This window comes from Hymenobacter metallilatus (assembly GCF_003944705.1).
Classification (GTDB): Bacteria; Bacteroidota; Bacteroidia; order Cytophagales; family Hymenobacteraceae; genus Hymenobacter; species Hymenobacter metallilatus.
Window position 1 is genome coordinate 156,396 of the sequence record NZ_RWIS01000003.1, and the last position, 23,547, is coordinate 179,942.

The 23,547-nt window shown below is 59.1% G+C and carries 18 protein-coding genes; 5 read left to right on the forward strand and 13 right to left on the reverse strand.

The window, feature by feature from the left end:
- Positions 1–36 precede the first annotated feature (36 nt).
- Positions 37–1,146, reverse strand: coding sequence for a recombinase RecA (recA, locus tag EI290_RS06215; protein WP_125427806.1), 1,110 nt, complete (start codon positions 1,144–1,146; stop codon positions 37–39).
- Between the two features lie 171 nt (positions 1,147–1,317).
- Here recA and EI290_RS06220 point away from each other — a divergent pair, with 171 nt between their 5' ends.
- Entirely contained in the window at positions 1,318–2,481 is a 1,164-nt protein-coding gene (locus EI290_RS06220) for a hypothetical protein (RefSeq protein ID WP_125427808.1), read from the forward strand.
- Between the two features lie 13 nt (positions 2,482–2,494).
- Here the strand turns inward: EI290_RS06220 and EI290_RS06225 are convergent, their stop codons facing one another.
- Entirely contained in the window at positions 2,495–3,094 is a 600-nt protein-coding gene (locus tag EI290_RS06225) for a GNAT family N-acetyltransferase (protein WP_125427810.1), read from the reverse strand.
- A 163-nt stretch (positions 3,095–3,257) separates the two neighbouring features.
- On the opposite strand from EI290_RS06225, the gene EI290_RS06230 reads away from it, so the two are divergent.
- Entirely contained in the window at positions 3,258–4,142 is an 885-nt protein-coding gene (locus EI290_RS06230) for an SDR family NAD(P)-dependent oxidoreductase (RefSeq protein ID WP_125427812.1), read from the forward strand.
- Positions 4,143–4,339: 197 nt separating this feature from the next.
- Here the strand turns inward: EI290_RS06230 and EI290_RS06235 are convergent, their stop codons facing one another.
- From EI290_RS06235 to guaB, 8 genes are all read right to left on the reverse strand, one after another.
- A complete protein-coding gene (locus EI290_RS06235; RefSeq protein WP_125427814.1) occupies positions 4,340–4,780 on the reverse strand; it encodes a hypothetical protein in 441 nt (146 codons plus the stop codon).
- A gap of 110 nt (positions 4,781–4,890) precedes the next feature.
- On the reverse strand, positions 4,891–5,853 hold the full coding sequence (locus EI290_RS06240) for an AAA family ATPase (protein WP_125427816.1): 963 nt from the start codon (positions 5,851–5,853) through the stop codon (positions 4,891–4,893).
- Positions 5,854–5,944: 91 nt separating this feature from the next.
- Positions 5,945–7,333 carry a peptidylprolyl isomerase gene (locus EI290_RS06245; protein ID WP_125427818.1) on the reverse strand — a complete coding sequence of 463 codons (1,389 nt, stop codon included), beginning with the start codon at positions 7,331–7,333 and terminating at the stop codon, positions 5,945–5,947.
- Between the two features lie 345 nt (positions 7,334–7,678).
- A complete protein-coding gene (locus tag EI290_RS06250) occupies positions 7,679–9,979 on the reverse strand; it encodes a peptidylprolyl isomerase (RefSeq protein ID WP_125427820.1) in 2,301 nt (766 codons plus the stop codon).
- 189 nt (positions 9,980–10,168) lie between these two features.
- On the reverse strand, positions 10,169–10,582 hold the full coding sequence (locus EI290_RS06255) for an ATP-binding protein (protein ID WP_125427822.1): 414 nt from the start codon (positions 10,580–10,582) through the stop codon (positions 10,169–10,171).
- A gap of 26 nt (positions 10,583–10,608) precedes the next feature.
- On the reverse strand, positions 10,609–10,938 hold the full coding sequence (locus EI290_RS06260; protein ID WP_125427824.1) for an STAS domain-containing protein: 330 nt from the start codon (positions 10,936–10,938) through the stop codon (positions 10,609–10,611).
- Positions 10,939–10,952: 14 nt separating this feature from the next.
- On the reverse strand, positions 10,953–12,968 hold the full coding sequence (locus EI290_RS06265; RefSeq protein WP_185816866.1) for a PP2C family protein-serine/threonine phosphatase: 2,016 nt from the start codon (positions 12,966–12,968) through the stop codon (positions 10,953–10,955).
- Positions 12,969–13,249: 281 nt separating this feature from the next.
- On the reverse strand, positions 13,250–14,722 hold the full coding sequence (guaB, locus tag EI290_RS06270) for an IMP dehydrogenase (protein ID WP_125427828.1): 1,473 nt from the start codon (positions 14,720–14,722) through the stop codon (positions 13,250–13,252).
- Positions 14,723–15,117: 395 nt separating this feature from the next.
- Between guaB and EI290_RS06275 the strand changes: the two genes are divergently transcribed.
- Together EI290_RS06275 and EI290_RS06280 are read left to right on the forward strand one after the other, a co-directional pair.
- Positions 15,118–15,963: an oxidoreductase gene (locus EI290_RS06275; RefSeq protein ID WP_125427830.1), complete on the forward strand. Its 846-nt coding sequence runs from the start codon at positions 15,118–15,120 to the stop codon at positions 15,961–15,963.
- Between the two features lie 355 nt (positions 15,964–16,318).
- Positions 16,319–17,524, forward strand: coding sequence for a hypothetical protein (locus tag EI290_RS06280; RefSeq protein WP_125427832.1), 1,206 nt, complete (start codon positions 16,319–16,321; stop codon positions 17,522–17,524).
- Positions 17,525–17,606: 82 nt separating this feature from the next.
- Here EI290_RS06280 and EI290_RS06285 read toward each other — a convergent pair whose 3' ends face one another.
- From EI290_RS06285 to hrpB, 3 genes are all read right to left on the reverse strand, one after another.
- Complete coding sequence (locus EI290_RS06285) at positions 17,607–18,269, reverse strand: hypothetical protein (RefSeq protein ID WP_125427834.1); 663 nt, start codon at positions 18,267–18,269, stop codon at positions 17,607–17,609.
- Positions 18,270–18,492: 223 nt separating this feature from the next.
- Positions 18,493–19,275 carry a DUF2490 domain-containing protein gene (locus EI290_RS06290; RefSeq protein ID WP_125427836.1) on the reverse strand — a complete coding sequence of 261 codons (783 nt, stop codon included), beginning with the start codon at positions 19,273–19,275 and terminating at the stop codon, positions 18,493–18,495.
- Positions 19,276–19,413: 138 nt separating this feature from the next.
- Positions 19,414–21,933 carry an ATP-dependent helicase HrpB gene (gene hrpB / locus EI290_RS06295; protein ID WP_246008872.1) on the reverse strand — a complete coding sequence of 840 codons (2,520 nt, stop codon included), beginning with the start codon at positions 21,931–21,933 and terminating at the stop codon, positions 19,414–19,416.
- 321 nt (positions 21,934–22,254) lie between these two features.
- On the opposite strand from hrpB, the gene EI290_RS22380 reads away from it, so the two are divergent.
- Entirely contained in the window at positions 22,255–23,475 is a 1,221-nt protein-coding gene (locus EI290_RS22380) for a DUF6799 domain-containing protein (protein WP_221766237.1), read from the forward strand.
- Positions 23,476–23,547: the final 72 nt, after the last annotated feature.

Genomic DNA, 23,547 nt, shown 5'->3' on the forward strand with positions numbered 1-23,547 from the left:
TTTGTGCTCTTGCGGGAAGCGTAAGCGGGAACGGTCTTACAGGTCAACTGTTTCGTCGTCGTCCATGGAGCGGTCCTCCGGAATGGCCGCCAGGGCTTCTTCCGGGTCACCTTTCACCTTGGCCCGGATCTGGGCTTCGATTTTATCGGCCAGCTCGGGGTTGTCCTGGAGTACGGTTTTCACGCCCTCCCGACCCTGGCCCAGGCGGTTGCCTTCGTAGCTGAACCAGGAGCCCGATTTGGCAATGATGCCCATATCCACGCCCAGGTCCAGAATCTCACCTACTTTCGAAATGCCTTCGTTGTAAATGATGTCGAACTCAATCACCTTGAAGGGCGGCGCAACTTTGTTTTTTACCACCTTCACCTTGGTGCGGTTGCCGGTTACGTTGTCCTTGTCCTCCTTAATCTGACCGATGCGGCGGATATCGAGGCGCACAGAAGCGTAGAATTTCAGGGCGTTACCACCGGTAGTGGTTTCGGGCGAGCCGAACATCACGCCAATCTTCTCGCGCAGCTGGTTGATGAAGATGCAGAGGCAGTTGGTTTTGTTGATGGTACCCGTGAGCTTGCGCAGGGCCTGGCTCATGAGGCGGGCGTGCAGGCCCACTTTCGAGTCGCCCATGTCGCCTTCCAGCTCGCCTTTCGGCACCAGGGCCGCCACGGAGTCAATTACGATGATGTCGATGGCACCGGAAGAAATCAGCTGGTCGGCAATTTCCAGGGCTTGCTCACCGTTGTCGGGCTGGGCAATGAGCAGGTTTTCGGTGTCAATGCCGAGCTTCTTGGCGTACAGCGGATCGAAGGCGTGCTCGGCGTCGATGAAGGCCGCAATGCCGCCCTTCTTCTGGGCTTCGGCAATGGCATGCATGGTCAGGGTGGTTTTACCCGACGATTCCGGGCCGTAGATTTCCACTACGCGGCCTTTGGGCAAACCACCAACACCGAGGGCAATATCCAGGCCCAACGAACCGGTGCTGATGACTTCCACGTCCATCACCTTATTGTCGCTGAGCTTCATGACGGTGCCTTTACCGTAGCTCTTGTCCAGCTTGTCGAGGGTAAGCTGAAGGGCTTTCAGTTTTTCAGCCTGCGGGTTAGAGGCAGTTTTTTCTGCTTTCTCAGCCTTTTCAGTGGTTGCAGCCATTATAGAGAGGGGTTGGATTGGAAATGCGTAGGTTTGGTGAATGTAGGCCTTTTGCGGGCCCCGCGCAACCCGCCTGGCAAGCCAGAGGGGGTAGGCTCATGGTAACGCCGCCGGACTATATTTTGTGCCCGCAATGCTAAAAAAATTCGTCGGATTTAGCAGATTTTTTCCGTGCTAAAATTTTTAGAAAAAAGCCGTGCTGCTACCGTCCTGATACTGACGTTGGTAGCGTGGCTGAGCGGCTCGGCTACCGCCTGGGCCCAACTGGATAACCGGGCTTTTTACAACCGTTTGCCCCTGGGGCCGGGCTACGAGCGGCAGATCCGGTTGGATGTGCAGGGCCTGCTGTTCAATAAGGATAACGAGTATTTCAACAAGATTGACCCCGGCCTCACGTATTTTGGGGCACAGCTGGCACCACGGCTGGTGTATTTCCCAGCCAGCAACCTGCGGCTGGAGGCGGGCATTTTTTTGCAGCGCGACTACGGCACGCGCGGCTTCCGGCAGGTGCGGCCCCTGTTCACACTGAAGTACGCCAACGGCCCGCACCGGCTACTGTTCGGCAACCTGGAGGGCAGCTTGCAGCACGGCTACATCGAGCCGATGTACGACTTCGAGCGGGTGCTAACCGACCGGCAGGAAGAAGGCACTCAATACCAGTACCTGACCACCAACACGTTTCTGGATGCCTGGGTGAACTGGCGGCGGCAGCAGTACCGGTACAGCAACTACCAGGAGGAGGTAGCCGGGGGCCTCAGCCTAGAGCGCCGCCTGCTCGGCGACTCGGCAAGCTGGCTGCTGAAGCTGCCGTTTCAGTTTACGGCTACGCACCGGGGCGGGCAGCTGGACACCGTGGACCGGCCCCTGCAAACCCTGTTCAACCTGGCTACCGGCCTGCGGGTGCGGCGCGCCCTGGCCGCGCGCTTCGTGCAGGCCGCTCACTTCGATGGCTACGTGACCTATTTTCACGATTATTCCTTCACCTACGAGCTGCCCTACAAACGCGGGACCGGGCTCTATCTGAACGCGGGGCTCGATACGCGGCTTTCCAATTTGCAGCTGGCCTACTGGCAGGGAAGCGGCTACATTTCGCCCCTGGGCGGACGGCTGTACCAGTCGGTATCGGTGTCGGTGGCCGACCCGGGCTACACCGAGAAGCAGCGGCAACTACTGATTCTGCGGGCCATCAAGGACTACAAGCTGCCCGGCAACGTGGTCCTGACGACCCGTTTCGAGCCGCTGTATGACTTGAACAACGGCCTGTTCGACTTCTCCTTCGCCCTCTACCTGAATTTCAGCCAGAGCTTCCTGCTGGGCACGGTGCAGGATAAGTAACGGTGGGTTGTCTCTAGTCAGGCCGGCGCAGCGAATAATACAGAATATCGGAGGTGTGGAAAGTATTGAGTGGCCAGGGCCGCGGCCGCGGCGGCAATGGCTGAAAGCCGGCAGCCTCCGCCACGGCGCAGCTACGCGGGTTGCTGGTCCGGCACCGGATAAGTAGCCGCCCCGCGTGCAAGGCCTCAAACCCGAACCCGACCACAGCAGCCAGGGCCTCGCGGGCGTACCCGTGCCCTTCGGCCTCTGCGGCCAGGTAGTACCCAATTTCGGCGGTGACGGGAGGGGCCCAATTGGGTTTCAGGCTGATGTCGCCGAGGTAGCGCTGGGTTTGCTGCTGCCAGATGCCCAGCACGTACAGCCGGCCCGCGGCCCAGTCGTGGCGGAACTGGGTGAGTACCTGCCCGGCTGCGGTAGTAGTCGGCGTGGCTGCTTCCCGGGCCGGAAACGCGGGCCGCAGCCGGGCGCGGTTTTCCTGAATCAGGCGAAAGAACTCGTCGGCATCGGATGGCAGGTAGGGGCGGAGCACGAGCCGCGCCGTGTGCAGCGGGGTGGCCGGTGGAGCAGGAAAGGGCGGAGCAGCGTACATGATTTCGGGAAAGAACCAGGGCATACTACGCGAAAAGCCTCAAGGGGAGCCATTTTGCCATCATCACAAGCTCGACAGTGGAAACTCCGCTAGGTGCAAATCGTTCAGGAGAAAGGCTGTTGGCTGCCTGGAGCGGGTTTCAACTCTTCGGGAGCCAGCATTATTCTTTCACTTTACATTCTGTATCATGTCAGCAAGACTCGCCAATAAAGTAGCCATTGTAACGGGTGGCGGTTCCGGTATCGGGGAAGCCATCAGCAAGCGTTTTGCCCGGGAAGGAGCCGCCGTGGTGGTGGTAGGGCTGGAATCGGACCCGGTGCGGGAGGTAGTGGATGAAATTCTGGCCGAGGGCGGCCGGGCCATTGGCTACCTCGGCGACATTGCCGAGGAGGCGGTGGCCGCGGCCTGCGTGAAAGCCACCGTGAAAGAGTTTGGCAAACTCGATATCCTCATCAACAACGCCGGCGTGTTTCCGGCCACGGCGGAGCTGGACAAATATCCGGTGGAGGCCTTCGAGTATATGATTAAGAACAACATTTACTCGGTGTTTATGATGAGCCGGGCGGCCCTGCCCGAGCTGCAAAAAACCAAGGGCAACATTGTGTCGGCTGGCTCGGAAGCGGGCCACATGGGCTCCCCCATGATTACGCCCTACGGCGGTACTAAGGCCTGGGTAATGACCTTCAGCAAGGGCCTGGCCGTGGAGCAGGCCAAGCACGGGGTGCGCGTGAACTGCGTAGGTCCCGGCCCCATCGACACGGCCTGGACGCACAAGGAAACCGGCCCCATGAATCAGAAAATGGAGAAAAATACGGTAGCCGGCGTACCCCTGGGCCGCCGGGGCACGCCCGAGGAGGTGGCCAACGTGTACCTGTTCCTGGCCTCCGACGAAGCCAGCTACGTAACCGGGGCCACGTATTTCGTGGATGGAGGCGTCACCATCTCCAAAAGTGCCGCCGGGGAGGAGGTACCCGCCCACCTCAAGCAGCAGCCCGCCGGCCAGCTCAACCTCCAGCACAGCAAGGAAGGCAACACCAAAGTGCGCGAAGAGGCTCTGGCCTCCATGAACTGAATCTCGGATTCGACGGATGTTGTGGACGATGGTGGCACCCGCTGTAGCCTCTGCCATGAACCGTTCTACTGATAAACGACATATAAAAAAGGCTTGCCAGTAGGCAAGCCTTTTTTATTGTAGTGTTGGCGGATGGCGCAGGGCAGAAGCTACAGCAGGTGCCACCATCGTCCCACAACATCCGTCGAATCAGTGGTCTATTTTTGCAGCTCTGCGCCAATACCGGAGCGGGACTGGGGCGGGCTGCCCAAGGCCTGCTGGTTACGCATCACATTTACCTGCCGGGCGGCTTCGTTAAAGTATTCCAAACGGCGGATGAGCATTTCCTTGGTGAGCACGCGGCCCTCCGGGGTACGCATCATGGCTTTCTTGTCGTCCAGAATACGCTGTAGCAGCGCCTCGTTGCCGGCTTCATTCTGGCGGAACTGGGCATAAAATTCGCGCAGCCGCTCCAGGGGCGTGTCGGTGGTGAGGCGGAACTGGCCGCCACCTTGGTTGAGCACTTCACTCAGCACGTACACCTCCAGCGGCAAGGAAGTGTTCAGGGCAGTGGCGCGTACATCCAGCCCCGCCTCCAGGCCGCTGATAATAATTTCCAGGTTGCGCTCAAATTGCTGGTAGTAACCGGCTGCTTCCATTTTTGAATTAAAAATTATGAATTAAAAATTAAAAATGGATACAAATGAACTGTGCGCTTGTGGGCTCTAACGGCTCATTTTTAATTCATCATTTTTAATTTTTAATTGATTCAAAGGAGTTCTTTTACAATTTGGTCTACTGTTACGCCTTCGGCTTCCGCCTTGAAGTTGCGCACGAGGCGGTGGCGCAAAATGGGCAGGGCTACGGCTTTCACATCTTCAATATCGGGCGAGTATTTGCCGTGGATGAGGGCGTGGCACTTGGCCCCCACAATGAGATGCTGGGAAGCCCGGGGGCCGGCGCCCCACTCCAGTAGCTGCGTGGCGCGGGCGGCTGCGCGGCCGGTATTAGGCCGGGTTTTATGCACCAGACTCACGGCGTATTCCACTACGTTGTCGGCCACGGGTACGCGGCGGACTAAGTGCTGGAACGCCTCAATCTCGTCGGCGTGCAATACTTTGTTCACGGTGGGCTTGGTGTCGGAAGTAGTATTCTTCACGATTTGCAGCTCAGCCTCATAGCTGGGGTAGCCCAGCTCGATGTTGAACATGAAGCGGTCCAGCTGAGCCTCGGGCAGGGGGTAGGTACCCTCCTGCTCGATAGGGTTCTGGGTGGCCAGCACAAAGAACGGACGCTGCAAGGGGTACCGCTTGCCGGCCACCGTCACGGCATATTCCTGCATACTTTCCAGCAGAGCGGCCTGGGTTTTGGGCGGCGTCCGGTTAATTTCGTCGGCCAGCACGATGTTGGCGAAGATGGGACCCGGCACGAAGTGAAAGTCGCGCTGCTGGTTAAGCGTTTCCGAGCCCACGATGTCGGACGGCATCAGGTCGGGCGTGAACTGCACCCGGTTGAAGGAAAGGTCCAGCGAGTCGGCAATGGTTTGGATGAGCAGGGTTTTGGCCAGCCCGGGCACGCCCACTAACAGGCAGTGCCCCTGCGAAAACACGGCCGTCAGCACCAGCTCCACTACTTCCTCCTGCCCGATAATCACCTTACCGATTTCCTGGCGGAGTTTCTGGTAGGAGCGGGCCAGCGCGTCGGCGGCTTCTTTATCGGAGGAAAAAGGCATAGAATCGTTTTACGTTGTTAGTTGTTGGTTGTCAGATGCTTATTGTTAGCAGGCAGGAAATGACTGACAACTGACAACCAGCAACTAACAACTAATTAACGGCATTCAGCAGCTGGCAGCCGGAATATTCGGGGTCGACTTCCAGGTACACGGTGCCGCGGTTCTGGGCAAACCAGGCGTCAAGGGCTTTGTTTTTCTTCTCGTTGAGGGCCGCGGCAGCAATTTTCTGGTAATCGTCCTGAATGTTGGCCTGGTGAGGTGCGGAGTTCGATTTCAGATAAAGAATCCGCACGGCGTCCTTGCCGTCTTCGGTACGGTAGGGAAGGGGCGGGGTGATGCTGCCCACCTTCATCGTATCGATGGTAAAGAAAATGGCGGGGTCCAGCTGGTCGAGGGGCAGGTAGGTGCTGGCGTCGCGGCGGTTTTGCAGCATCCCGCCGTTGCCCCCGCTGGTTTTATCGTCGGAATTGTCCTTGGCAGCTTTGGCAAATGAGATGCTGTCGGCCAGGATGCGGCGGCGCAGCTTGGCCAGCTCCAGGGCCGCGTCGTTGGTGTCGGTGCTGCCGGTTTCGGGCTTGATGAGGATGTGACGGGTGCTGTAGGAGTCGCCCTTGCGCTCAATGAGCTGAATCAGGTGAAAGCCGAACTGCGACTCTACGATGGGCGACAGGCCGCCGGGCTCCAGGCGCAGCGCCGCGGCTTCGTACTCCGGCACCAGCTCCCGACGCTTGAAAAAGCCCAGGTACCCGCCCTGCACCGCCGAGCCGGGATCCTGAGAAAACTGTTTAGCCAGGGTGGCAAAGTCCTCGCCGGCCACAATACGGGCCCGCAGGTCGTTGAGCTTGGCCTGCGCCGCCTGCTTGGCCTTGTTGTTGGTCTTGGCCACCTTCACAATCTCCCCAATTTCCACCTCGGTGGAGTAGTAGGGTAGGCTGTCCTTCGGAATGCGGTTGAAGTACTGCTTCACCTCCCGGGGCGTCACGGATACTTTGCCGGCAATCTGGTCCTGCATCTTCTGCTGAATCAGCTGCTCCTTCACCTGCACCCGCAGCTCCTCTTTCAGCTGTTTCAGGGGCTTGTTGTAGTACTCCTCCAGCTTCTTCTCGGAACCAATCTGCTGCACGAAATAGGCCATGCGGCGGTCCAGCTCACTTTTTACCTGCGCGTCTTCCACCACCACCGAGTCAGTTTCGGCCTTGGCCAGCAGCAGCTTGTTGAGGGCCAGGCTCTGCAGAATGCGGCATTTAATATCGGGTGCCAGCATTTTGCCTTCGGCGCGGGCTACCTCCTGGGCATAAATGGTTTCCAAGTCGGAGCGGAGCACAATCTGGTTGTCTACCTTGGCAATGATGCCATCCACCACTTTTTGCCCTACCGGGCGGCCAATACCCAGCTGGGCGTAGCTGGCCGAAACCGAAGCGGCCAGCAGCAGAGCACTCAGCAGTGCCTTCCGGACCGATACTCGCAATACTTGAATCATGGAATGTTCCGTAATGCTTCCGGGTGCAACGGGAGTTGCGGAAGCCAGACAGCCGGCAAAACGCCAAAAGCTGCCCGTAAATTTCATCATAAATCCTTTCTCTGGCAAAAACGCGGCTGCGCCCTTGAATTGTGCCGGCTTGCTGCCGGAGAGAGTAGATTTTGTGAGAAAGGGTTGCAGGAGGGGGAGGAGGTAGTTAGATAAAGGATGAAGGATAATGGATAAAGGACCTTGCTTCACCTGAACGACCATCATATCAACGGCTCATTCCAGCGTGAGAAGGTCCTTCACAGGGTGCAGGATGCCGGCCCTTCGTCCTTTATCCTTCATCCTTTATCCAACTACCTACTTCGTTACCAGCTTATCAACCTCAGGCTGGTTGATTTTTACCGGGTACTTCTCGCGCAGCTGTCCTATCCACTGTTTTTCCAGGTAGTTCTGGTAGTCACTGGTGGCTTGGCCGCGGGCTTCGGCCAGGGTTTTGGGGCCGGCGGGTAGCTGCTTTTCCACCTGCACGGCGTAGTAGCGGCCATCCTGCTGGGTGGTGTAGGTGCCGGGGGCATTGCTCAGGAACTGGTCCACGGCCTTGTTGTCGCCCTTCTGGAAATTGCGCTGCTGCACCTGCACGGCCAGCGGATTCTGAGCGTTCAGGCTTTCCTCCAGGGCCGTGGGGTTGGTGGTCGTCACGGTAAGCAGGGCCGTGCCTTCGGGGGCCGGCTTACTGGCCGTAGTGATTTTAATCCGGTCGGCAGGGACACCTTTGGCGGTGAGGTACTTCACCACGCTGGCGGCCCGGCTGGCCGCAACGGCCGGTTTTTCGCCGCGCTTGGTCTGGCCGGTTACGGTGAGGGCCAGCGCCGGGTCGGCGGCTAGGCGGCTGGCCAGGAAGTCGAGCGGGGCCCAGTTGGCTTTCAGCAGCTCGGCGGTGCCAGGGCGGAAGGTGGCCGCAGCGGGCAAGCCCTGCCGCACTACAAACCGGCCGGCTTTCAACTGCTGCTGAGCCTTAGCAAGTAGCTCCGGCGAGGCGGCGCTGATAACGGTGGCCTGCACCCGGGGCTCCCACTGGTATTTGGCCTGGTTTTCAGTAAAGAACTGCTGCAAACCCACGGTGTCCTCAATGGCCTTACTCCATACTTTCTCGTCCATCAGCTGGAATAGCAGAATACCGTCCCGGTACTCCTTCACCAGCATACGGTAGTCCTCGTACTTATTTTCCAGGTTGGCCTTCTCGAATTCGGTGAGGCTTTGCTCCACGTACTGGTCGTAGAGCTGCTGGGCCACAAAACGTGGCTCCGAGCCGGGGCGGGGGCGCTGATTTTGCTGGGCGTAGGTAAGGAAGTCCTTCACCAGGTAGGACTTGCCGCCAATGCTGAACAGCGTTGTGTTGTCGGTGGGCAGCTGCTTGGCTTTTACGGGCACGGTGGGCGCCGAATAGGCGTACCGGCCGCTCACCAGGGCCGTATCCACGCGGCTGAACATGTAGTCCTTGGCGGCCTGGTTTTCGGTAAAGCTGTTCTCGGTGCGCACGCGCTTGAGGAAGGCGGCCTTGTTCAGTTCGGAGCGGGAATCCTTAGCCACCTTGCTTTTGAGGGTAGGCTCCATGGCCTCAAACGTGGGCACGGGCTGCTTCTCAATCAGCCGGATAATGTGCCAGCCGTAGGGCGTCTGGATGGGCTGGGAAATATCCCCGGGCTTGCGGAGCTTGAAGGCAGCTTCCTCGAAGCTGGGAATCATGCGGCCGGTACCGAAGGGCGGCAGCTCGCCCCCGTTGGCCGCCGAGCCGGCGTCTTCCGAAAACTGGGCTACGGTTTTCTCCCAGCTGGCGCCCTGCTTGGTGAGGCGGCTGTAGAGCTCATCCACCTTCTTTTTGGTGGTCACGGAGTCGGCGGCGGGCATACCGGGCGTGGTCCGGATCATGAGGTGGGCCACTTTGATTTCACCCTGGGCCGGGCGCACATCATTCACCTTGATGATGTGGTAACCAAAGCGCGTACGCACCGGCTGCGACACCTGCCCCACCGGCGTGCTGTATGCCACTGACTCGAAGGGGTACACCATCTGCATGGCCGTGAAGTAGCCCAGCTTGCCGCCGTTTTCCGCGGCCGAAGGGTCTTCGGAGGTTTCGCGGGCTACTTTGGCAAAATCCTCGCCGCCGGTTACACGCTGGCGCAGGGCCGTAATTTTCTGATAAGCGGCCAGCGTGTCTTTGGGGCTGGCGTCGGGCGTAATCCGAATCAGAATGTGGGAGGCGCTGACCTCCTTGCTCATCCGGTCGTAGGCCTCGCGCACCAGCTTATCGGTTACGCTTTTCTCGGTGAGGTAGGGCTGGGCCAGCTGCTGGCGGTAGCCGTCCAGCTCCCGCTTGAAGGCCTGGGTAGTATCAAGGCCGCGCTGCTCGGCTTCCAGCACCTTCAGCTTAAAGTTGGTGTAGAGGTCCAGGTACTCCTGTACGCTGGCTTTGGTGCCGTATTCTGGGGCGGTACTGTTGTTTTTGCGGTACACATACGCAAACTCCGACGCCGGTACTTCGGTGGTGCCCAGGGTTTCAACGGCGGGTACCACCGCTTTGGTAGTGGGTTTAGTGGTTTGGCACCCGGCCAAAAAAGCAGCCGCGGCGGTGCCGACAAGCAAAAAGCGTGTATGCATACAGTAGGGTAGGAATCGGACGAAGCAGGGCAACCAACCAGGAAAAGCTCCTCATACAGAAAGCTGCCTGTCGCAATTTTACGGATTTTTTTCCGGGTGCCGGAAGGGAAAGGTGTTGGATGCGGCCCCGCAAAAAAAGCACCCCGCGAGCGGAGTGCTTTTGACGTGGGCCTCAGCTATAACGTGGCTTCAAGCCAGCTTCTTATACAGGCGGCACAAGTTGTGGGTGCTGTGCGTGGTAAACTCCACCCGGTCCATGATACGGTTGACCAGCATCATGCCTACCCCGCCTTTCTTCCCGATGCGCACATACTCCTGCAAATCGGGCTCCTGGTAGCTGGAAGGCGAATACGAGGTGAGGTTGTGGTCTTCTATTTCGATACCAAACTCGTGGTTTTGCAACTGTACCCGTACATCCAGAAACTGCGACTCATCCTCCCCGTTGCCGTGAATAATCAGGTTGGCCACTACCTCATCCACGGCCAGCACAATCTGGTTAATGACCAAGCTGGAAAGGGCGTGACTAGTTAAAAAGTCGCTCACGAAGTCGCGCACCACCTTCAGGTTGCGGCGTGTGCAGCTAATTCGGATTGCGTGTTTCATTCTTCGGGTTTCCGCGTGCGGGGCTATCAGATGGCTTCGGCTTCAGCTTCCGACGGTACAATTGTCATCAGTGAATCCAAGCCCAGAATTTCAAACACGTTATGCACCTTCTCCTGCATGTTGAAGAACACCAGCTTCACGCCGGCATCCTGGAAGCTTTGCAGGTGCGAGATGAATACACCCAGCCCGGCCGAAGAAATATAGTGGAGCTGGCGGCAGTCAATTAATACTTTCTGGTTGCGCAGGATTTCCGGCTTGCTCAATTCCGTATCCAGCAGGACCGATGAACTGGCATCCAGTTCTCCATCCAGGCTCAGCGTAAGAGTACTTTCGGTAGCGTGTTGTGTTATTTTCATAGCTCGGTGCTACGTTAAAGCCCTGCTTCGGGTTGGGAAGCCTTGAATTTAATTACCAGCAGCGTCTGGTCATCGTGCATGGGCTGGCCCTTACTGAACTCCATCAGGTCGGCCAGAATCTGCTCCTTGATTTGCTCGGCATCCAGGTAGTAAGTCCGCTCCAGCATCTGTTGCAGGCGCTCCTCGCCGTATTCCTCCTGGGCCCCGTTACGCGCTTCCACAATGCCGTCGGTGTAAATCACCATTACGTCGCTGGGGTTGTAGTCGTAGAACTGGTTTTTGATGTGCTTCTCGTAGGTATCGTTCCGGATGATACCCAGCCCCAGTCCGGCCGTGCGGAAGTAGGATACCTCCTCTTTAATAGAGTGGTAGTACAGCGTGTGGCAGTGGCCGGCCCGGGCAAATACGAAACCGCCGTGCTCGTAGTCGATGATGTAGAGCGAGGCCGTAATGAAGGCTGATTTTTCGAGGCAGCGGGCCAGGGCGTTGTTCGCCTGGGCCATAAACTTGCTGGGTACCGGAAACTTCTCCCGCTCGTTGCGGGCCAGCGGGTTCTCCTGCATCAGAGCATGAAAAATTCCCTTCATCTGGGCCACGTGGAAGGCCGCCGTAACGCCCTTGCCCGATACGTCGCCGATGAGCACGGCCAGGCGGCGGCCCGGCAAATGCAGGAAGTCGTAAAAATCACCTCCCACCTCCGTAGCAGCCAGGGCGTGGGAGCTGATTTCAAACCAGTTGTCAATGGGCAGGTTCTTCGGAATCAGGCTGTCCTGTACGGCCGAGGCTATTTTGAGCTCATCCTGCACCCGCTGCGTGTGCATGGAGGCCTGCACCAGCTGCAGGTTCTCGATGCTCAGCACCGTCTGGCTGGCGAAGGTTTGCAGGATGCTCAGGTTTTCCCGGTCGAAGCCCTGGGGGTGCTCCTTAAGCATGTACACGCTGCCGTACTGGTTTTTGCTGGAGTGCAGGGGCATCACAATCAAAGAGCCAAACGGCAACTCCAGCCCCCGGAAGCCGGCGCTGTTGTACAAGTCGTTGTTGATGTACTCAATGTGGGTGAGGTTGTAGTCGGCCAGCAGGTTACGCACAGCCTGAGCTTGCTCCGGCCGGATGTGCTGATACAGGGGCTGACCTTCTTCGGGGCTGGCAACATCCAGCCAGGCTGCATCGGCTCCTACCGTCTGGATGGCTGAATCAAAGAACATACGGTACACCTCGTCCGTCGTCTGGCCGCGCTGAATCAGTTGGGTAAGGCGCTGCAGACTCAGAATTTCCTCGCGCTTCTGCTCAAATACCCCGGCCGTGGGCAGGTTAAAGAGCGTGACCAGCAACCCCATTATGGCGTAGAAGCCGGCAAAAAAAGCGTTTAGGATAAGGAACGTATGCTGAGTAGGAGGGGCTATCAGCTGCGGGTCCTGTTGCGTCTGAAGGAAATAGGCCGTAAAGGCCCCCATAGCCAGAATAATAGCCAACTGCAGCAGTACGGCTTCTATTTTCTGGCGGCGGTTCAGGTAGGCAACCCACTTCTGGTGGCTGCTGATATATGCCCCAAAAGCTGCCAGTGCCCCCAGAATGGCCGTGTTAAAACCCCAGGTAGGCGTGGGGGCAAACAGATGAACCAGGAGGGTAAGGCCCAGTAATACCTCAAACCACACCCACTGCCGACGTAGCGTGGCCGACGACCGAAACAGCACCAAGGAGCGCCAGGCGTAGTTGGTGCGCGCCAGCAGTACTACAAACAAGCCTACGTTTACGGTGTACACAACCGAAAACAGAACCGAGCGGGTTTCGGGCAGGGTAGTAGCAATGAGTTGCTGCAGCAGATGCAGCCCGGCACACACGGTAGCCAACAGGCCCGGCCCCAGCACCAGCCGCCGCAGCAGGCCCACAAAATCGAGGCCCCGCAACCGGTCGGGCGTATTTCGCTCATGAATAAACACGGCCGCCGTAAACAGGGCCTGCAGTACCAGAATAGGCCAGTTGGGTTGCTGGCCACTACGTGGCAGCAGGTAGGGGTGCGCGTACAACAAGGTACAGGCCAGAAGCCCCAACCACGTCAGAAGGCAAACCGGGAACAGGAAGAGATGTAGCTTCCGAAGAAATGACATGCAGTAATCCTACTGAAAAAAGGCAGAGCAGGCGCTAAATAGAGGAGCAAGATACAGGCTGCACCGGAAATGTGGGCCAGCCTGCTGCCGGGTAATAATGGCTACCTACGGATAGGAGCAAAAAAAAGCCGACGGCCGGAAAAGGCCGTCGGCAAATACACAGGAAATAAGCGGAATGCTTCAGGAAAAATCCGGCCTGGCTACTAGCGGCTGCTGTAGTTGGGGGCTTCCCGGGTTATCTGCACATCGTGGGGGTGCGACTCTCGCAGGCCGGCCCCGGTAATGCGCACGAAGCGGGCCGTTTGCAGAGCTTCAATGGTAGCGGCTCCACAGTAACCCATGCCGGCCCGCAAGCCCCCGGAAAGCTGATAGAGTACTTCGGCGGCCAGGCCTTTGTAGGGCACCCGGCCCACAATGCCCTCGGGTACCAATTTTTTTACGTCGTCCTCGGCATCCTGGAAATACCGGTCTTTGGAGCCCTCCTCCATGGCTTCCACTGAGCCCATACCCCGGTAGCTCTTGTATTTGCGGCCCTCAAATAAGGTTACCTCACCGGGCGCTTCCTCGGTGCCGGCCAGCAGGGAGCCCACCATAATCGTGCTGGCTCCAGCGGCCAGAGCCTTCACCACGTCGCCGGAGTACTTAATGCCGCCATCGGCAATGAGCGGTACGCCCGTGCCTTCGAGGCCCCGGGCCGCTTCCAGCACCGCCGACAGTTGGGGAACACCTATACCAGCAATGATGCGAGTAGTACAGATGGAGCCAGGCCCCACGCCCACTTTCACAGCGTCGGCCCCGGCGTCGGCCAGGGCGCGGGCACCTTCGGCAGTGGCCACATTGCCGGCAATTACTTCCAGCTTCGGAAACTGCTGCTTGAGGTGGCGCACGGCATCGAGCACACCCTTGCTGTGGCCGTGAGCCGTGTCCACGCTCACTACATCCACGCCGGCCTCCATCAGAGCGGCTACGCGGTCTAGCAGGTCGGCCGTAACGCCCACGGCGGCGCCTACGCGCAGGCGGCCCAGCTCATCTTTGCACGCATTGGGGGTACGGCGGCGTTTCCGAATGTCCTTATAGGTAATGAGGCCCACCAGGCGGCCATCGGGGTCGATAACTGGCAGCTTCTCCACCTTCGAATCCTGCAGAATCTCCTCGGCGGCGGCCAGTTCGGTGCCCGCTTTGGCCGTTACCAGCGGGGCGGCCGTCATTACCTCCGTTACCGAGCGGGTCATATCCTTCTCGAAGCGCAGGTCGCGGTTGGTGAGGATGCCTTTGAGGCGGCGCTGGCTATCAATAATAGGAATGCCCCCAATGTTATTGTTGCGCATCAGCTTCTTGGCGTCGGCCAGGGTAGCAGTTTCCTCCAGGGTGAAAGGGTCCAGAATCATGCCGCTCTCGGAGCGTTTCACGCGGCGCACCAGCTCGGCCTGGGCTCGGATGCTCATGTTCTTGTGAATGATGCCAATACCGCCTTCCTGAGCCAGGGCAATGGCCATTTCGGCCTCGGTTACGGTGTCCATAGCCGCCGAAACGAAGGGAAGCTGGAGCCGGATGTTGCGGGTAAGCTGGGTGCTGGGGTCGGCGTCGCGGGGCAATACTTCCGAATAACCGGGCAGCAGCAGGACGTCGTCGTAGGTAAGCGCCTCGAAGGCAATTTTGGCAGCGAAATCAGCCATGGCAACAAGAAGGTTAGGTTCTACTTATTGCCAGGCAAATCTACGGCGAAATATTGGGTTTCCGCTTTTTGGCCTACCTATTTCCGGTGAAAGGGGCGAAGTACCGGCCGCTGCCGGCGGCCCTCCCGGGATATGGCCGGCGGTGAATAGCGCCAAAAAGGCCCCCGGAATTTCCGGGAGCCTCTCGGACTGAGGGGAGCGGAGCATAGAGCGGGCAACACTACTGCCCCGCACATGAACGGTGCATGAAGCCGCCACCACACGGCCACAGCGCCCATGGCCGGGCCATACCCCGTGCGCCGGCCAAAACCCCAACACGGCTTTTGCGGTTACACCAGCCAGCCGCAGCGTGTGCGGCTGGCTGGTTATTTCCATATTCCCCTCGAACAACTTCCATGGCAACTTCCAAAATCTGGTTTATTACCGGTGTCAGCACCGGTTTCGGCAAAGAGCTGGCCGACTATTGTCTGGCCCAGGGCGACTCCGTAGCCGCCACTTTCCGTAAGCAGGAGCAGGCTGATGAATTCACGAAGAAAGACGGTAACCGGGCCCGTGGCTTCGTGTGCGACGTAGTGCATGAGCAGCAGGTGCAGCAGGCCGTACAAGGGGCTATCCAATTTTTCGGCCGCCTTGATGTGGTCGTAAACAACGCTGGCTACGGCTCCCTGGGCAGCATCGAGGAAATTGGTGAGGCTGAGGTGCAGCGCCAGTTCGACGTGAATGTATTCGGACCGCTGCGGGTGCTGCGGGCGGTATTGCCCCACCTGCGGGAGCAGAAAAGCGGGCATGTGCTCAACATCACCAGCATTGGGGGGCTGAAAACCTTCCCTGGCGTGGGTGTATACAATGCCAGCAAGTTTGCGCTGGAGGCTATTGGCGAAAGTCTGGCCCAGCAGGTGGCGCCGCTCGGTATTAAGGTAACCAACATTGAGCCCAGCGGCTTCCGCACCGAGTGGGCCGGTAGCTCGGCCACGTACGTGGATACCAACATTGAGGACTACCGCTCTACCGTGGGCGAGAACCTGAAAGGTATTCAGGGTTACAGCGGCCGCCAGCCCGGCGACCCGCAGCGGGCCGCCAAAATTATGTTTGAGGTAGTGCGGCAGGAAAACCCGCCCCTGCATTTGCCTTTGGGCAAAGCGGCCGTAAAAGGGGCCCGCGACAAGTTTACGAGCCTGGTACAGGAGCTGGCCCAGGTAGCCGACCTCGGCGACTCGGCCGATTACCCGGCTGGTGAATAAACAGAATTTCAGAACGTCATCAGGCCACTGTCCTTCGGGTTAGTGGCCTGATGCGGTTATCCAGGGTATGGGAGGTTGCGGAAGGATATGCTCGCCTCCTGGCGGGGGGCGTAGCCCGCAGCTGGATACGCCGCACCGTCTTGCTAACGAACCGGACCACGGAAGCTACGAGCTGCAGGCCGCGCTATAGGGCGCCAAAAACCGTTATATAGAAATACAGAAGATTGTTTTTTTATAGAAAGCAGGGGCCTGATTGTCTGAATGTTGGCGGGCGGGCAGTAAATTAGTGCGCTCTTTCCGAGCCTGTATTAATTTTTACTGTTCACGTCCTTCATTTCACTTCTTTATTCTGCCCATGCGGATACCTTTTACCCTCTCAGTAGCGGCCACGCTGCTAGCCCTGCCCGGCCTAGCGCAAAGCATCGAGTCGCAAAAAATCAGCTTTGAGTACGTTCGGCTACCTCTAGTGCCCCTGTCCGGCAGCGTCCATACGTACCACGCGGAAGTAGTAACCCGCTACCAGGACGCCATTGCCCAGCAGAAGGCCGCCCATGCTGCGGCCGTTACGACGGCCGAAACCAAGGCGGCCGAAGCCAAAAAAGAGTACAAAGCCCAATCATTCGGCGCAAAAGCCTTCAACAAAATTGTACTGGACGAAGGCAAGCCCAAGGATGCGGTGCTGCCCGCCGCCGACTATACCCCGCAGGTGTTCGACACGCAAACGCTGGCCACCACCTACGTTACAGTAAGTGGCCTGCAGCGGACCCCGGGCCCTGACGCCGACCTTCAGGTAGTAGTAGGCCTCGACGGATTTACCCAAGGCGAGATTGTGCAGCAGGCCATCCAGGGTAGCCAGATGAAAATTGGCGGTGTGGCTACCGGTGACGGTATCAAGCATGCCTATCAGGTGTCGTATAAGTCGCCGCTGAGCGTGAAGGTAACGGCCAAAGACGGCACAGTGCTGCTGGAGGAGCAGCTGGAAGCCTCTACCGCCTACCGCAAAGCCAGCACCGAGGCTTTTGCCACCGAGGCCGGCCTGGCCAAGTACTGGCAGGCTAACCAGATGGTGTTTATGCGCAAGCTGGACGACGACCTGATGAAGGAGAATATGAAGCTGGTGGCCGAGCTGCTGGATAGCCGGCTGGGCCAGCGCACCCTCACCCGCAGTACCAGGGTGGTAGTGGTTACCGACAAGAATATTAACTACGACGAGTTTCCGCAAGCCTACGAAAAGGCTGTAATGGGTTACAAGCTACTGGCTCAGCCCAACCGCTCGGCCGATGCCGCCAAGCAGATGCAGGAAGCCTTGGCTTTATGGAATAAAGCCCTGGCCGAGTCGAATCCCAAGGACAAAAAAGCCCGCATCGATGCCAAAGTAACGGCTGCTACGTTGCTGAATGCTGCGGAGGCCAACCTCTGGCTTAACAACTTCGATGAGGCCGAGCGGCTGCTGGTAAAGCTGAAGTTGCTGGATATTTCGCGCTATACCGAGGCCGCCAAGGAGCTGGACGTACTTCTGCAGGACCAGCGCACCCGCTACCTGGCCAATCATAAAGGGTAAGTCCTGTTACTCTACCACCAACGGGGCCCGCTACTGCGCAGTAGCGGGCCCCGTTGGTGGTAGAGTAACAGGGGCTAAGAGCTTAAAATTGCGTGCCGACGCTTAATTGCAGCTCCCGAACCCGAAATTCGGACTGGCTCACAACCGGGTTGCCGCGGTAGGTGCTCACAATGCGCGAAGCCTCCGGAATTTGCACGTTGTACGGCGTATCCGAGGCGGTCAGGGAGAGTAGCAGCCGGTTGTTGGTGAAGTATAAGCCGGGCTGAACGAACGTATAGCTGTAGCCTTTCTGGCTCAGATTGATCATCTGGCCCACCGAAATGCCAGGCATCAGATGGCCATTTTCACCCAGCCGGATGTGGTAGTGCAGGCCCCAGTCGACGCGGGCACGGGTGAGCAGGCGGCTGATATGCTCCTGAGAATAGAAGGTAATACCCGTAGCCGGATAGCTCTCGGTATAGCCGGTTTTGAAATTCAGCAGTTGCATGTCTAAGCCTACTGTGCCCGACATAAGCAGCCGGTTGGCCAAAGGCTTAAACGCTTTTACGTCGGCAAAGCCCGAAAATGTGTCGCGCAGCTCCGGCTGCGTTTCTGAGTAGCCACTGTACGAGGTAGAACGGAACTGACTGATTTTCGGTCCGGCCTCAAAATAGAACTGCCACTTATTGGTTTGCTGAGCGGCAGCAGACTGCGCCAGACCCAGGGCAGAGGCCAGCAGAACGGTTGTGGTAAATAAGTGCTTCATAACAGGCAACATGGATATAGGTGGATGTTGATCCTCCCAAAACCAAGGATAATGCCAGAATGCAGCGGGTTTCAGTTTTTAGCAAAAAAGTTCCCGGGCCTGCCTGTAAGCCGGTAGAATTTGCCTTATCGGCCGCAACAGGCGCTTCACAATTCCACCTGCCCACAAAACCGCACCTGACTGTGCCAAAGTATGAACATGGCCCGAGGCAATAGGCAAGCAATTAAGGCCGGATACTTGGCTGCGTGCGGCGCCAGTCAGGATGAAAGCACAGGCTGATCTGCATGTTCTCATTCAGTTCTGGCCGACTGTCCTGGGGCAGCTGGACAAACTGGTTGAGGTAGCCAATTTCTACTGACGAGGCAGTGCTGATCTGGTAGCCTATTCCAACGTAAGCGCGGTTTTGTTGGAACAGTCTTCCCTTGGCCTGCTGCCCGAATCCCAGAAAAATTTCATCAGCAACCACGGCAAAGGGTACCCCACTGGTCAACTCCCGGCCTAACAGAGGTATAGCCAGCCGCAGCTGGTAGCGCAGCCGGTTCAGGTAAGTAAAATCCTGGTCGGGCTGCAGCCGTACCCAGCGCTGCTCCAGGCGGTAGCGTTGCTGCAGCTGTACCCGGTTCTTGGCATCGCGCAGCTGCAGCTGCTGATATAGTCGGTGCTCCGGCCCGCTGGCTCCGGGGTAGTGGTCCTCGGCCACATCCTGGGAGTAGGCATAGCCACCGGTCAGCAGCAGATTATCGGAGAAGTAGTAGTTGGCGCCACCCCGGAATACGTTTTGGTAGCCCAGCTCGGAGGTGCGCGTGCGTAGCACCTGTACTTCCGTGTGCAGGCCCCACCGTTTACTCAGGCGGGCGTCGCTCAGGAACATAAGCCAGGTGTTCTGGCGGATAGAAGCGGAAGATGAAGGGGCAAACTGCTGGGCCACGCCCGGGTGTAGCAACAGCAACATCAGGCCCGCCAGCAGCCCTAATCCCCGGGAAGTGAGGCGGGTAGAGTGCTGCATAGGGTAATGTTACCGAATTGTTTCCTGTGTTACCTAATTGTTAATGTTAAGTTTTTGACGACTCTCGGTGAATAGCCCGAATCAGCAGGTAAAAGCCTGGCTCAGGGCGTAGCCGGCTTGAATGTAGCCCGTCCGTTGTTAGAGGCCGTTCTGCTTTTTGGTACCCCGAATGGCTTGGGCTTCCAATGGGTTTTCGGGCCAGTAGTGCTTGGGGTAGCGGCCCCGTAGCTCTTTGCGCACCTCAAAGTAGCTGCTGGTCCAAAAGCTGCGCAGGTCGCGGGTAACCTGGGCGGGGCGGTAGCCAGGACTGAGCAAGTGGAGCGTGAGCGGCACGCGGCCTCCCGCCACAGTGGGCGTATCCAGCAGCCCGAATACCTCCTGCAAGCGCACGGCCAGCACTGGCGCGGCCGGCTCGGCGTAGTCCAGCCGGATGCGGGAGCCGGTTGGCACTTCCAGGTGGGTGGGTGCCAGTTGCTCCAGCTCCTGGCGCTGCGCCCAGCCATCCGGCAGCAGGCCAAGCAAGGCTTCCTGAAAATCAACCCGGCTCAGCTCACTCATTGATTTTACACCGATGAGGTAGGGGCCCAGCCACTCGGGCAGGGCTGCCAGCAGCGCCGCATCCGACACATCTGGCCAGCGCTGAGGAAAATGATGCTGCAAAAAAGCCAGCCGCTCCCGAAGCTGTCGGGCCGCCTCGCTCCAGGGCAAGCGGCCAATGCCACCGGCCTGTATGGCCCCGAGCAGAGCCTCGGTTATGGCGGCGGGGTCGGGGTTGGGCAGGCTGGTGTCGGAAAGGAGCAGAGCCCCCAGGCGGCGCAGGCGGCGGGCGGTTACGCGGCCGGCCGCTTCGTCCCAGCGCACTTCGTCGCGGGTTTCCAGCTGCTCCGCGAAGTACTCTTCCAACTCGGCCCGACTGACCGGCGCGGCCAGACTAGCCCGGGGCTGGGCCGCCAGGCCATCCAGCGCGGCAACGGCAAAAAAGGTATCCTGCTGCCCGAAAAACTCCGCGGCCAGCGTGGCGCGCTGCCCACTGATGAGGCGTACCCGCTCGGGCGTTTCGCGCTGGGCCAGCCGGTCGGGGTAGGCCAGGGCCGCCAGCAGACCGGCCACATCGGGCTCAATTTCGCCCCGGGCCCCGGCGCGGTTGCGGAGCACGGCCGCCGCCTCGCGCACCCGGCGCAGGGCGGCTCCGTCGGGGTGCAGGCCGGGCAGCGGGGCGCGGCCGGTACTAAGCGCCTCCAGCCGCAGCCGCAAGTCGGGCGGCCCGAACGAGCCGTCGGCGGGGCGTAGCAGGTCGCGCTCCGTAAGCAGGGCCGCCAGGGCGCAGGCCGTAGCCCCGTGCCCGATTTCCTGCCCCCGCACCACCAAATGAGCCAGCCGGGGCGCCAGCCCCAGCCCGGCCAGGGCCCGGCCGTGGGCGGTGGGCTGCCCCTGGGCCGTGAGGGCCTGCAAGCGCCGCAGCAGCTCCCGGGCCAGCGCCAGGGCTGGAGCCGGGGGCGCATCGAGCCAGCGCAGGGCCGTGGCATCATAAGCGCCCCACAATGCCAGCTCCAGGGCCAGGGGACTAAGGTCGGCGGTGAGGATTTCGGGGGCCAGATGGTGGGGCAGCTTTTGGAACTCGGCTTCCGTCCAGAGGCGGTAGCAGGTGCCGGGACCCAGGCGGCCGGCCCGGCCCCGGCGCTGGTCGGCCGCGGCCTGGCTCACGGGCTCGGTGCCCAACGTGGTAAGGCCGGTGCGGGGCTCGAAGCGCGGTACGCGGGCGTAGCCGCCATCCACTACAATGGTTACGCCCTCAATGGTAAGGCTGGTTTCGGCAATGCTGGTGGCCAGCACCACCTTGCGGCGGCCGGCCGGGGCGGGGCACAGGGCGGCATCCTGCTGCTCGGCCGGCAGCTCGCCGTGTAGCACATGCACATCAATGTACTCAGGCAAGCCCGCCAGCTTGTCGGCCACGCGGCGCTGGTCGGCCAGGCCCGGCAGGAACACCAGCACGTCGCCAGTGGGGTGGGCCGTCAGGGCTTCGCGGATGATGGCGGGCGTGAGGTCCTGGAGTTTTTCGTGGGGGCGGCTGGAAACGGTAGCGGCCCGGCGCGGACTCAGGTAATGGGTTTCGACCGGAAACATGCGGCCCTGGCTGCGCACTACCGGCGCGCCCAGCCAGGCCCCCAGCCGGTCGGCATCCAGCGTGGCCGACATCACCAGCAGCCGCAGGTCGGGGCGGAGCACTTGTTGAGCATCCAGGGCCAGGGCCAGCCCCAGGTCGGCCTGCAGGCTCCGCTCATGAAACTCATCAAACAGCACCGCCGCCACTCCCTCCAGCGCCGGGTCGTCCTGGAGCTGCCGGGTCAGGATAACTTCCGTTACCACTTCAATGCGGGTTTTGGCCGATACCTTACTTTCCAGGCGCATCCGGTAGCCTACCGTGTGGCCCACGGGCTCACCCAGCAGCTGAGCCATGCGGGTAGCGGCGGCGCGGGCCGCCAGCCGCCGGGGTTCCAGCACCAGAATCCGGCCTCCCTCGCGCCAGGCGGCTTCCAGCAAAGCCAGGGGCACAATGGTGGTTTTACCGGCTCCGGGCGGCGCTTGCAACACGGCCCTGGAGTGCGTTTCCAGGGTGCGGAGCAGTTCCGGCAGGGCATCGAGAATGGGCAGAGACAATTCCTGCAATTGATGAGAAAGAGCTGATGACATAACGAAATACTGGCGAAGATGCCAACCGGTACTTAGGGCCGCGAAGTTGAGCAAAACTGCCACAATAGTTTGCCACCCTTATAAACCGAATGCAGATGCCTACTCTACCTCTATAGGGTGTAAATGGTAATTCGGCAGGGATAAATAAGCTTTTGTCTAATTGATGTTTAATCTGTGATAAAAAAAATTACACTTTTGTGTATTGGGCAAACCCTGTTCCCTACCAACTCTCACCTATAAGTCATTACGTTCATGATTAAACAAGTACTTTTTCGGCTACTCGGTTTGGTGTTACTGAGTTTATGCGCGCCGCGGCTGATACTAGCCCAAGGGCCTGCTGTACTCGACGCGCCCCCGGCCATGCCGCTCACCTGGTTTATTAAGCAAGACCAGCATATGGTGGTGCGACGCGGTGCCGTAGTGATGGTGATGGATCGGGACGTCGTCTTATCCAACGGAGCCCGCATCAACCACACCAACGGAAAAGTAGAGCTGCTGACTGGCGGCAGCATGCCGTTGCAGGAAGGTGAGGCCATGAGTCAAAATGGAGAACTGGTAGGCAGCCAGCGCGCCTTACAATTGGGCCTTACCCCGGCGGTAGTATCAGGGCGTATGGCAGCGGCAGTGGCTGCTACCCCGGTGGTAGCTCCGGCCGTTGTTGCGGCTCCAGTAGCAGCGGAAACCCCAGCAGCCAGCTCGCTTACTTTTGCCTATCAGGCGCCGGCGCCCGTTAATGGCAAGCTGAAGGGAGTAGTAGAACTAGGGGCCAGCGGCTTCAACTCGTTCATTATCCGGGTAGACAAACAACAGAACTGGAAACTAGAGAAATCGGAATTTGGCAACAGCTTGGTGATGGAAAACATGGCCACCGACGACGATGTGCGCAAAGGGCTTAAAAGCTACATTGCCCAAATGCTGGACTATGGTGTGGGGGGGCACGATATTCACTTCGTGGTAAGCTCCGGTGCTGCTATGGCCGACGTCACCCGGCGTATTGTTCAGAACCTGAAGGGACTGGGTTATGTGGTCAACACTGTAACGCCAGAGCAGGAAGGTGCCCTGGGGCTAAAGGCTGCTCTGCCGCCTTCCTATGCCAACAAGGCCTTTGTGGCTGATATTGGCTCGGGTAATACCAAAATTTCCTGGCTGCAGAACGCCATGCCAAAGGCGCTGGATACTTATGGTGCCAAGTATTACCAAAAAGGCATTGCTGATGAAGCTGTATCCCGCGACGTAGCCGATAATGCACGGCAGGTACCAGCAACGCAACGCCAGACCTGCTTTATTATTGGAGGCGTGCCCTACGAGCTGGCTAAAATCAACCGCCAGGGCAAGGAGCGTTTTACGGTGTTGGGCCCACCGGCCGCTTATGCCGAGCTGCCCAACGCCAAAACTAAGGCGGGTGTTACCATTTACAAAGCCCTGGTGGACGCTACCGGCTGTCAGCAATTTGTATTCGATTGGGATGCCAATTTCACCATTGGCTACCTGCTTAGCTTGCCCCAATAGTGCAACGAAGCCACGCAGAACGCCGACCCGAAGAAATTCCGGGTCGGCGTTCTGGTTTGAGCCTGGCAGCAA

Bases quoted from the DNA above. Each gene is read 5' to 3' on its own strand.
- recA (WP_125427806.1), bottom strand. From the start codon at position 1,146: ATGGCTGCAACCACTGAAAAGGCTGAGAAAGCAGAAAAAACTGCCTCT.
- EI290_RS06225 (WP_125427810.1), bottom strand. From the start codon at position 3,094: ATGCCCTGGTTCTTTCCCGAAATCATGTACGCTGCTCCGCCCTTTCCT.
- EI290_RS06230 (WP_125427812.1), top strand. From the start codon at position 3,258: ATGTCAGCAAGACTCGCCAATAAAGTAGCCATTGTAACGGGTGGCGGT.
- EI290_RS06235 (WP_125427814.1), bottom strand. From the start codon at position 4,780: ATGGAAGCAGCCGGTTACTACCAGCAATTTGAGCGCAACCTGGAAATT.
- EI290_RS06240 (WP_125427816.1), bottom strand. From the start codon at position 5,853: ATGCCTTTTTCCTCCGATAAAGAAGCCGCCGACGCGCTGGCCCGCTCC.
- EI290_RS06245 (WP_125427818.1), bottom strand. From the start codon at position 7,333: ATGATTCAAGTATTGCGAGTATCGGTCCGGAAGGCACTGCTGAGTGCT.
- EI290_RS06250 (WP_125427820.1), bottom strand. From the start codon at position 9,979: ATGCATACACGCTTTTTGCTTGTCGGCACCGCCGCGGCTGCTTTTTTG.
- EI290_RS06255 (WP_125427822.1), bottom strand. From the start codon at position 10,582: ATGAAACACGCAATCCGAATTAGCTGCACACGCCGCAACCTGAAGGTG.
- EI290_RS06260 (WP_125427824.1), bottom strand. From the start codon at position 10,938: ATGAAAATAACACAACACGCTACCGAAAGTACTCTTACGCTGAGCCTG.
- guaB (WP_125427828.1), bottom strand. From the start codon at position 14,722: ATGGCTGATTTCGCTGCCAAAATTGCCTTCGAGGCGCTTACCTACGAC.
- EI290_RS06275 (WP_125427830.1), top strand. From the start codon at position 15,118: ATGGCAACTTCCAAAATCTGGTTTATTACCGGTGTCAGCACCGGTTTC.
- EI290_RS06280 (WP_125427832.1), top strand. From the start codon at position 16,319: ATGCGGATACCTTTTACCCTCTCAGTAGCGGCCACGCTGCTAGCCCTG.
- EI290_RS06285 (WP_125427834.1), bottom strand. From the start codon at position 18,269: ATGAAGCACTTATTTACCACAACCGTTCTGCTGGCCTCTGCCCTGGGT.
- EI290_RS06290 (WP_125427836.1), bottom strand. From the start codon at position 19,275: ATGCAGCACTCTACCCGCCTCACTTCCCGGGGATTAGGGCTGCTGGCG.